Origin of the sequence: Clostridium sp. YIM B02569, assembly GCF_022320765.1 — a bacterium.
Lineage (GTDB): Bacteria > Bacillota > Clostridia > Clostridiales > Clostridiaceae > Clostridium > Clostridium beijerinckii.
In genome coordinates this window covers 54,942-64,674 of record NZ_JAKJJX010000033.1, presented here as the reverse complement: position 1 = coordinate 64,674, position 9,733 = coordinate 54,942, and the positions used below count along the sequence as shown (strand labels likewise).

Sequence of the window (9,733 nt, the reverse complement as noted above, 5' to 3'; positions counted from 1 at the left end):
ATGGATTCGAACCATCGAAACGAAACGTAACAGATTTACAGTCTGCCCCCTTTGGCCACTCGGGAATTCCTCCGTATTTATTTTTTATACCTTGTTGCCTCATTTGCCGGTCAACAATGATTAGTATATCGGTAAAGCGATTTTATTTCAACTCCAATATACACCCATATAGATAATTTAAATTCATATTACTCTCTATTTCTACAATATGCTCTCATTTAATATGTTAATCCTAATTATTTTTTATTCTTTTGTTAATCTCTTGTATATCTAAAAAAGAAGATGATATTTCTTGAATTTTCTTATAATCTTCTGTTGTTAATCTCCTTTTTAAGATTTTAAATATTTCTATTAGGCTTTCATTATCATTCGTATCTTCATAATTTTCTTTTATTTTACCTATATCAAATGCAGATAATTTTTTTATTATTTTTTCAAGTTCCTTTTTATTATCTGTAGATAATTGACTTAACGCTTTTTCTTTATTTATTTTATATAATGGCTTCGAATACGAAACAGTTTCTTGTACAACAACTTCTTTTGCAGAATTTTCATCTTGCGGTTGCCAATATAACAGAAAATACATGTTTATTATTATTGTAGGAACTAAAACCAAATACATTAAAACTTTTTTCATATGCACCTCCTTATTTACTATTAATTTCCAAAAAACATTTTTTTATACTATCTTCTGTTAATTACTCATATATATATTTTATAAAGGAGGTATATGTCCCTTGAGCAAGCCAGATATTAAACTTGATCCTAAATTTTATTATAATTTAGCTTTAGAAGTTAAAAAATTTATATCAAAAGACACCATAATAGTTTGTATTGGTACTGACAAATGTATTGGGGATTGCTTAGGTCCTCTAGTTGGATCTATACTCACAGAAAACTTTTTCCCTTTACCTGTTTATGGAACTTTATCTTCTCCAATTCATGCTTTGAACATAGATGAACGCTTAAATGAAATATATAGTAATCACCCTAATGCATCAATAATTGGTGTTGATGCCTGCTTAGGTGACGAAGATGATATTGGTGAAATTCGTATAAGGGACTATGCAATACATCCTGGTAAAGGAGTCGGAAAAGAACTTCCCGAGGTAGGAATTGCATCAGTTATAGGTATTGTGGACTCTAGTGATAATGCTGAATTCTTTTTTTCGCGAAGCATAAGACTCTCATTCATTATGGATATGGCTAAAATTATATCCAAAATATTTATTGATGCCTATAGTTTAAGTCACGGGAAATATCCTAAAATTTAGGTATTTTATATTTAACTAAATAAATAGCAGTCAATAGTAAAATTACTAATGACTGCTATTTATAAAGCTATTCTATAAGAACTATTTGCTGAGAATTAACTTGACTATCTAATTTATCTATATAATTAAGCACTTTGCCTGTACCGTTCGCAACACATTCAACTGAGTTCTCGGCTATAGTTGCTACTACGCCAGTCTTAAACTCTATAAGTTTATCTAACCCATGTATTAAAGCTCCCCCACCAGTCATTAATATTCCTCTTTCTATTATATCCGAGGCTAATTCAGGCGGTGTTCTTTCTAATACCTTTTTTACAGTATCAACTATTATTTCCACAGGTTCCTTTATTGCATTTCGTATTTCTTCTGTTGTAATTTCTATTTCATCTGGTAATCCTGTAATGAGGTTTCTACCTTTCATCATACAAGTTAGATTTCTAGAGTTTTTAAATGCTGATCCAATATTTATTTTTAAATCTTCAGCTGTTTTCTCACCTATCATTAATTTATATTCACTACGTACATATTTTATTATGGCTTCATCGAACTTGTCTCCCGCTACTTTTATTGACTCTCTTTCTACCACTCCACCTAATGAGATAACAGCGATATCACAAGTACCTCCGCCAATATCCACTACCATACATCCATTCGGCTTAGTAATATCTAATCCTGCTCCAATGGCTGCTGCTAGCGGCTCCTCAATTAAATGGACCGTTTTTGCTCCTGAATTCATAGCTGCATCAATAACAGCTCTCTTTTCTACTTCTGTAGCTTGAGATGGTACACAAACAATTACTTTAGGTGCACTTATACTTCTTTTCCCGCACGCTTTTTTTATAAATTCCTTTAGCATTTTTTGTGTTATATCGTAATCAGAAATCACTCCATCTCTTAATGGCCTTACTGCAACAATATTTCCTGGGGTTCTTCCTATCATTTTTCTTGCTTCTTCCCCTATAGCCAACAATTTATTATTATTTTTATTTATGGCTACAACAGAAGGTTCTTTTAATATTACCCCTTTACCTTTTACGTAAACTAGTACAGTTGCCGTTCCTAAGTCAATTGCGAGGTCTATCCCCGTTCTCCAAAAGCACATTTTTTATTCACTCCTATAATACATATTAATACCTATATTTACATAATTCTACTAATAATATATTATAGACTTAATCCTACTAAGATTCAATAATTTTATACTTCATTTGTGTAGCTTTTCCACCTCTAATATGTCGTTCAGCTTTATTTAATTCTAAAATAGAATGAGTTTCTTGAGCAATTTCTGGGTTAATTTTTAACAATCTCTCTGTCATATCTTTATGAATTGTGCTCTTGCTAACACCAAAAACCTTAGCTGTTTTTCTTATTGTAGCTTTTGAATCTATGATATATCTTGCAACATCTAAAACTCTTTCTTCAATATAGTCTTTCAAAATACCACTTCCTTGATTTTATCATTTTATTATCATTTATTTTTTGATTTATTAGTCATTTATTTTAATGAAAAAAACAAATGACTAATATATATTTCCATAAAATTTTATTTAGATTTTAAATTAAAATATTTTTCTGGATTAACTTGTTCTCCATTAGCATTAATTACTTGTAAATTTAAAAATTCACCAAATACATCTTTACTAAATACCTTTGCGCTATCTCCTACTTTTGCAATAACTTGATTTGCTTTAACCTTATCTCCTTTTTTTACTGATAAGTTTGCATCAAGATTTCCGTATCTTGTCTTTAGGCCATTAGCATGTTTAATTTCTACTACAACCCCTTCTTCAACACCAGTATTTTCTGCAACTTCCACAACACCATCTGCTGCTGCCTTTACTTCTGATCCTACTGTTGATTGTAGATTAATACCTCTAATAGTTCTAAAAACTCCTTCTTCCATCTTAACTGGCGCAGGATAAGTATATTTTCTACTTTCTACTCCATCTATAGGATTTACAAATGTTACCGTATTATTTGTGGATACTGATGCAGCCTTTTCTGTTTTTGTTTTATCTGCATTGTCTTTATTACTATTATTTTGAGCATTCTCTACTCTTTCAGCATTTTGAACTGAATTATTAGAATTTCCTTCATTTCCAGAATTCATTGTTAGATCTTTATTTACGTCTTCTGTTTTATTAACTTGGTTTTTGCTGTTGAGCATTTTATAAGAGATAGTTCCAACAGTTACTACAATACAGAGACATAGGAATAAGGCGATATAAAATCCCTCCTTCCTAAATAAGTTTTTAAGTTTTTCTTTTAAATTTTTGTCCAATATGAACACCTCCAATTGTTATAGTTCCCTTTTTATGAAAAATAATACATAAATTTGCTTTTTTATCATGTATTATTTACATTTAAAGGTATTTTAAAATTATTTTTATAAGTGTATATCTAGTGTTAAAAAGTACATATAATTTAATTATTAAACAATAGATATATCCATCAGGGATTTAGCCCCTAATTTAAGAAGTTCTACTTTATAATTTCTGTTTTAAGTAGTGATGTTCTAAATTATGTCCATCTCCACTTTTTTTAAACATACATATACAAAAATTCAATTAATTGGAGGATATACCCCATGCTAATTTATAGTCAAAAATAGAAAAGGATACTTGCTATAAAAAAATAAACAAGTATCCTCTTTAAATTTATTCAATTATTTATATGAAGTTATGCCAACCCTATGTCTAAGTTAACGTAAATACTCTCTCCTTAGTTGTAATTTATTTCTTGGATTTCGACTCCGCTATAGTAATGTTTAAGAATTTCATCATACTTCGATCCACTCTTTGCCATCGCATTAGCCCCCCATTGGCTCATCCCTACACCGTGGCCATAACCCTTACAGTTAACTTCTACAGAATCTTGTTGAAAGTCTAATGTGAAATTGGTCGAATTCAAATTGAACAATGTCCTAAATTCAGTTCCTTTAACAATCTCATTGCCTATTTTTATTTCTTTTACACTTCCAGCTTCTGTAAAACTTAATATCTTAATTAGTGATGATAAATTACTTTTATTAGCATTAACACCTTTATATTTAGAATTAATTTTATTTATAAAATCGTTTATAGGAATTTGTGTGCTCGTCTTATATTTAGGTGCAATTTCTTCACCCTTACTGTCTTCTGATTTTAAATATGGTACATCCATAGAAAATACATCTTTTGCATCCTCTGTTTTTCCAGAGCTGGTTGCAAAAAATTGAGGATATTCCAACACTGAACCGTCATAAGTAAGAACTTGCCCTTTTGTATCTAGAACTGCCTTTTGTATCTTCTCCCAATTACTTTCAGCTTCACTTTTACTCCATTTAGAGATTCTCTCATCCTTACTCATATATACTTGGCAGTGGGTTGTATCACAAATTTCAGCTCCTTTCTCTTTTTCCTCTTTATTAGGGTTATTTCTTTTACTCATATAAAATGTTCTTGCTGCAACAGCTTGAGCTTTCAAAGCTTCCTCCTCAAAATTAGCTGGTACTTCACTCGCAACTACTCCCATTACATACTCTTCCAAATCTATTTCCTCAACTCTATCTTCTGACCTATGATATAGCTTAACTTTACCATTAGACGGAAATGTTATTTTTGAACTCTTCATTATATCTTTGTCACTCAAGTTAAACGAATCAATTTTCCCTTTACCATTTTCTAAGAAAGCTATTGGTAATGCTATTAATATAGTAAAAATGATCAAAGTCATAGCTGCAATTATTTTCACATTATTGCTAATCTTTATACTTGTAGTCCTAGCATTAATTATCTTCATACTCTACCTCCTAAAGCCTGCACTCTAAAGTATATTGTCTTAGCCTAATAATTATGTTAATTATGTTAACTTTAAGCTACCCAAATTTAGATAAACCATAACTTTCTTAATTGGTCTCTCCTATAACTTACGCATAGATTTAACTTAAATATAAGCTATTAGAGATAAAAAAATCCCAGGCGACTGTGGTTAAGTTCCGTATTGTGCTTCGCACTCTTTTCATTTAAGTTCCGTATTGTGCTTCGCACTCTTTTCATATGTGTAGATTTTTTTCACGCATCTAGCTTTTCGAACGCATGTGAGAAAAGTCAGGTGAATAAGATTTCTTTTTTATTCTTTTTAAAATACCCAAACTATTTAATCAACCTTTTTTAATTTATCCCCTCAAGGAGTACCTCGTCCACAGATTTTACTGAAATATAAATTCCCAAAGAATAAAAAAGCATAATTAGGGATAGGTAATTAAATTTCATGTAAATTCCTTTATAAAACTTACATGAAAAATTTGTATACCTTGTTCATAACTATGAACCCTAATTATGCATACACACAATTCATATCTTAATCTACATATTTATTCTATATATTTCTGCTCCTAAATTCCTAAACTTTTCTTCAATTCTTACATATCCTCTATCAATATGATAAACATCATTTACCACTGTTTCACCATCTGCTACTAATCCACTTAGTATCATTGCTGCCCCAGCCCTTAAATCAGTTGCTTTAACTTCGCAGCCTGTGAGTCTTGGCTTGCCTTCAATTATAGCAGTTCTTCCATCAATCTTGATGTTGGCTCCCATCCTTTGCAATTCAGCAACATGCATAAATCTATTTTCGAAAACTGTTTCTGTAATAACACTAACACCTTCAACAATAGATAATAAACTCATCATTTGAGCTTGCATATCGGTTGGAAATCCTGGATAAGGAAGTGTTTTGATATCCAATGGCCTCTTACTTCCCCGTCCATCTACTACAATGGAATGATCTTTGTAATTGCTAAAACCTATTCCACATTCTCTTAACTTTTCTATTACAGGTCTTAAATGCTCTTCATTCACTCCATTTATCTTTATTTTACTATTTGTAATAGCTGCTGCTATCATAAATGTCCCTGCTTCTATTCTATCATATATAGGTGTATAACTAATTCCTTTTAGATTTTTAACACCAGTTATAGTTATCTTTCCAAATCCTGCTCCTTCTATTTTAGCCCCCATCTTATTTAAGAATTGCGCTAAATCCCAGATCTCTGGTTCTTCTGCTGCATTCTCTATTATAGTTGTTCCTTCAGCAAAGACAGATGCCATCATAATATTTTCAGTAGCGCCAACAGATGGAAAATCAAGGTAAATTCTGTTGCCCACTATTTTCTTTGCTCTCACCTCTACAAACCCATGACCTATTACAACCTCTGCTCCAAGTAATTTAAATCCTTTAAGATGCAAATCAATTGGTCTACTTCCTATGTTACATCCGCCTGGTAATGATAATTTACAATATCCAAATCTAGCAAGCATAGGTCCCATAATTAAAAATGATGCTCTCATTTTCCTCATAAGCTCTTCATTAGCATCCATTTCTACTATATTTTTCGTATTTATTGTTAATCTATCGTTTACGTTTGAAATATTAACGTCACAGTTTAGTTCGCTTAATAACTTACAAATAACCTCAACATCTTCTAACCTAGGTGCATTATCAATAATTATAGGCTCTGGGCACAATATAGTTGCTGCAATTATTGGTAAAATTGAATTTTTTGCACAACTTATATTAACTTCCCCTCTCAGTTCTTTTACACCTTTAACCACTATTTTCTCCATATTATCCTCCATAATGAATTGTTAAGCATATGAAAAATAACTGTCCAAAATATTACATATACTCTACTTTAGATAAATCCAATAAGGCTTTGCTAATAAGCAAATCTATACTCTACCCAAAGCAAAATAAAGGTTATATTGAAAAGCTTTTTCAATATGTCTTAATATGTTGTAAATATTATTGGCGTACCAATTATTATATGTGAACCAGTATCATAATCAACTAATGCAAAATTAATTTTTTCTCCATCGTTCAAATAACCTGTTCCTGAGTATCCATTACTGATTTTCATAAGTTGTGCCTTCCTTATGCTATATTCACTGACTAATCCATTTGTAAAATAATCACTATCTAATCCTTTTTCTTTACCTTCATAGTAAAGAAAATATTGCATATTTTCTAATTTTGAATTTTCAATATTCTTAAGTATGTTTTTCAAATACTTTGTCCCATATTTAGGATTCTTGTTCGTTAATATAATTTCAACATAACTATATTCATCTTCACGCCATATTTTTATATCAATATTAAAATCACTATTAAACGCTTCAAACTCATCATTTCCACCATCTTTATAAGAAAGAGCCATATTTCCAGGTAAATTTTCCTTTATTCTATAAGCTTCATTTGCAATATTATTTTTCGTCCTATACTGAAGTTTTACACCATTTTCTTGAAACTCACTTATATCTTTCACTTTCATTTCTAAAGTATTGAATGAATTTTGAGCGCTGACTATATCGCTGGAAATAGCACCTATATTAAAAAAAGATAATAATATAAAAATTACTATACTCATTTTTATATTCATATTAAGACCCCCTTAATTTATCTTCTTAATTATGGCCATCTCCTTTAACTTTTATTCTCTTTTCTATCCAGCTATATAATATATAATATAAATTTCTTAAAATTTTGTGATAGATTGTCAATATCTAGAATAAAAAATAATAAAAAATAAAGTGTAGCATCTTTATACGGATATTTCCTATATAAAAGATGGTACACTTTAATTTATAGTAACATTATCTATTAGATTTTTTTAGAGCTAATCTTTGCTTTGCCCTAAAGAATGCTGCCTCTGCTCTTCCTCTATTGTAGTTTTCGGAGTTTTTTAATCTATCTTCTGCTCTTCTAAAAGCTCGTTCTGCTCTTTCTTCATCAATATCTTCTTCAAACTCAGCAGCATCACTACTTATAACCATTTCGTTATTATTAATCTGAACAAGTGACTTAGAAATAAATAACTCTTCATCATTTCCCTTAGCATCTTTGAATTTCGCGATGCAAGGTATAGTAGTAGATATTAGACTTTGATGATTTGCAAGTACTTGAAATTCTCCATCTGCACTTTTTAAAGTTACTTTTTCTACTTGATCATTATACACTTCACGACCAGGTGTTATAATTTTTAGTAAAAAGGTATTAGCCATAATTGCTCATCCCCTTTATCCTAATTTTTTTGCTTTTTCTATAACATCATCTATAGTTCCTGCAAATAAGAAAGCTGATTCTGGCAATTCATCGTATTTACCTTCAAGAATTTCTTTAAATCCTCTTACTGTTTCTTTTACTGGAACATACTTACCTTTTAATCCTGTAAATTGTTCACCAACTGTAAATGGTTGAGATAAGAATCTTTGAATTCTTCTTGCTCTAGCCACGACAGCCTTATCTTCATCTCCTAATTCGTCAACACCTAAGATAGCGATGATATCTTGTAATTGCTTATATTTTTCAAGAACGTGTTTAACATCAGCTGCTACTTTATAGTGCTCTTCTCCAACAATTCTTGGATCAAGGATTCTTGAAGTTGATTCTAATGGATCAACAGCTGGATATATACCAAGTTCCGCAATACCTCTAGATAGAACTGTTGTTGCATCTAAATGTGCAAATGTTGTTGCTGGAGCTGGGTCTGTTAAGTCATCGGCTGGAACATATACAGCTTGAACTGACGTAATAGAACCATTAACTGTTGATGTAATTCTTTCCTGAAGTGCACCCATTTCAGTTGCAAGTGTTGGCTGATATCCAACCGCTGAAGGTGTTCTTCCAAGTAATGCTGAAACCTCTGAACCTGCTTGAGTATATCTGAATATGTTATCTATGAATAGTAACACATCTTGACCTTTATCTCTAAAATACTCTGCCATAGTAAGACCTGTTAATGCAACTCTCATTCTGGCACCCGGTGGCTCATTCATTTGTCCAAATACTAATGCTGTCTTATCAATAACTCCTGACTCTCTCATTTCATGATATAAGTCATTACCTTCTCTTGATCTTTCACCAACTCCAGTAAATACTGATAAACCACCATGTTGTTTAGCTATGTTGTTTATTAATTCTTGGATTAAAACTGTTTTACCAACTCCAGCTCCTCCAAATAAACCTATCTTACCACCTCTTTGATATGGTGCAAGTAAGTCTACTACCTTGATTCCTGTTTCAAACATTTCAGGCTCAACTGATTGATCTTTAAAGCTTGGTGCTGGTCTATGAATCGGATATTCTTGTTTTACTTCAATATCCCCGCACTTATCAATAGGCTTTCCTAAAACATTAAATAATCTTCCTAATACTTCTTCTCCTACTGGAACAGAAATAGGTGCTCCTGTGTCAACAGCATCCATTCCCCTCTTTAATCCTTCTGTAGCTGACATAGCTATTGTTCTAACTATATCATCTCCAACGTGTTGTTCAACTTCTGCTACTAATTCATAATCTCCCGCCTTAATAACAATGGCATTATATAAATCTGGGAGAGAATCTGAATCAAACTTTATATCTATTACCGGTCCAATTACTTGAACTACTTTTCCCATCTTTCCAGGCATAAGATACCT

General features: G+C 31.3%; 10 protein-coding genes. 1 reads left to right on the top strand and 9 read right to left on the bottom strand.

All coding sequences use genetic code 11. From position 1 onward, the window contains the following. Nucleotides 1-232: 232 nt before the first annotated feature. The gene (locus L3B96_RS23735) at nucleotides 233-637 is read right to left on the bottom strand and encodes a hypothetical protein (protein ID WP_238948727.1); all 405 of its coding nucleotides are present in this window, start codon (nucleotides 635-637) and stop codon (nucleotides 233-235) included. Nucleotides 638-737: 100 nt separating this feature from the next. On the opposite strand from L3B96_RS23735, the gene yyaC reads away from it, so the two are divergent. Next, entirely contained in the window at nucleotides 738-1,274 is a 537-nt protein-coding gene (yyaC, locus tag L3B96_RS23730; protein ID WP_011967775.1) for a spore protease YyaC, read from the top strand. A 67-nt stretch (nucleotides 1,275-1,341) separates the two neighbouring features. Here yyaC and L3B96_RS23725 read toward each other — a convergent pair whose 3' ends face one another. The 8 genes from L3B96_RS23725 to atpD form a co-directional block, all read right to left on the bottom strand. Beyond that, the gene (locus L3B96_RS23725) at nucleotides 1,342-2,376 is read right to left on the bottom strand and encodes a rod shape-determining protein (protein ID WP_238948726.1); all 1,035 of its coding nucleotides are present in this window, start codon (nucleotides 2,374-2,376) and stop codon (nucleotides 1,342-1,344) included. 79 nt (nucleotides 2,377-2,455) lie between these two features. Continuing rightward, nucleotides 2,456-2,710 carry a sporulation transcriptional regulator SpoIIID gene (spoIIID, locus tag L3B96_RS23720; RefSeq protein WP_011967773.1) on the bottom strand — a complete coding sequence of 85 codons (255 nt, stop codon included), beginning with the start codon at nucleotides 2,708-2,710 and terminating at the stop codon, nucleotides 2,456-2,458. 107 nt (nucleotides 2,711-2,817) lie between these two features. Beyond that, entirely contained in the window at nucleotides 2,818-3,555 is a 738-nt protein-coding gene (locus L3B96_RS23715; protein WP_038457107.1) for a M23 family metallopeptidase, read from the bottom strand. A 440-nt stretch (nucleotides 3,556-3,995) separates the two neighbouring features. Continuing rightward, nucleotides 3,996-5,054: a stage II sporulation protein D gene (gene spoIID / locus L3B96_RS23710; RefSeq protein ID WP_011967771.1), complete on the bottom strand. Its 1,059-nt coding sequence runs from the start codon at nucleotides 5,052-5,054 to the stop codon at nucleotides 3,996-3,998. Nucleotides 5,055-5,620: 566 nt separating this feature from the next. After that, on the bottom strand, nucleotides 5,621-6,883 hold the full coding sequence (murA, locus tag L3B96_RS23705) for a UDP-N-acetylglucosamine 1-carboxyvinyltransferase (protein ID WP_077304067.1): 1,263 nt from the start codon (nucleotides 6,881-6,883) through the stop codon (nucleotides 5,621-5,623). Between the two features lie 161 nt (nucleotides 6,884-7,044). Then, complete coding sequence (locus L3B96_RS23700; RefSeq protein WP_238948725.1) at nucleotides 7,045-7,695, bottom strand: hypothetical protein; 651 nt, start codon at nucleotides 7,693-7,695, stop codon at nucleotides 7,045-7,047. A gap of 214 nt (nucleotides 7,696-7,909) precedes the next feature. Further along, nucleotides 7,910-8,317, bottom strand: a complete 408-nt coding sequence (gene atpC / locus L3B96_RS23695; protein WP_011967768.1) for an ATP synthase F1 subunit epsilon — start codon at nucleotides 8,315-8,317, stop codon at nucleotides 7,910-7,912. A gap of 15 nt (nucleotides 8,318-8,332) precedes the next feature. After that, nucleotides 8,333-9,724, bottom strand: a complete 1,392-nt coding sequence (gene atpD, locus L3B96_RS23690; protein ID WP_011967767.1) for a F0F1 ATP synthase subunit beta — start codon at nucleotides 9,722-9,724, stop codon at nucleotides 8,333-8,335. Nucleotides 9,725-9,733 lie beyond the last annotated feature (9 nt).

Bases quoted from the DNA above. Each gene is read 5' to 3' on its own strand.
- L3B96_RS23735 (WP_238948727.1), bottom strand. From the start codon at position 637: ATGAAAAAAGTTTTAATGTATTTGGTTTTAGTTCCTACAATAATAATA.
- L3B96_RS23725 (WP_238948726.1), bottom strand. From the start codon at position 2,376: ATGTGCTTTTGGAGAACGGGGATAGACCTCGCAATTGACTTAGGAACG.
- spoIID (WP_011967771.1), bottom strand. From the start codon at position 5,054: ATGAAGATAATTAATGCTAGGACTACAAGTATAAAGATTAGCAATAAT.
- murA (WP_077304067.1), bottom strand. From the start codon at position 6,883: ATGGAGAAAATAGTGGTTAAAGGTGTAAAAGAACTGAGAGGGGAAGTT.
- L3B96_RS23700 (WP_238948725.1), bottom strand. From the start codon at position 7,695: ATGAATATAAAAATGAGTATAGTAATTTTTATATTATTATCTTTTTTT.
- atpC (WP_011967768.1), bottom strand. From the start codon at position 8,317: ATGGCTAATACCTTTTTACTAAAAATTATAACACCTGGTCGTGAAGTG.
- atpD (WP_011967767.1), bottom strand. From the start codon at position 9,724: ATGCCTGGAAAGATGGGAAAAGTAGTTCAAGTAATTGGACCGGTAATA.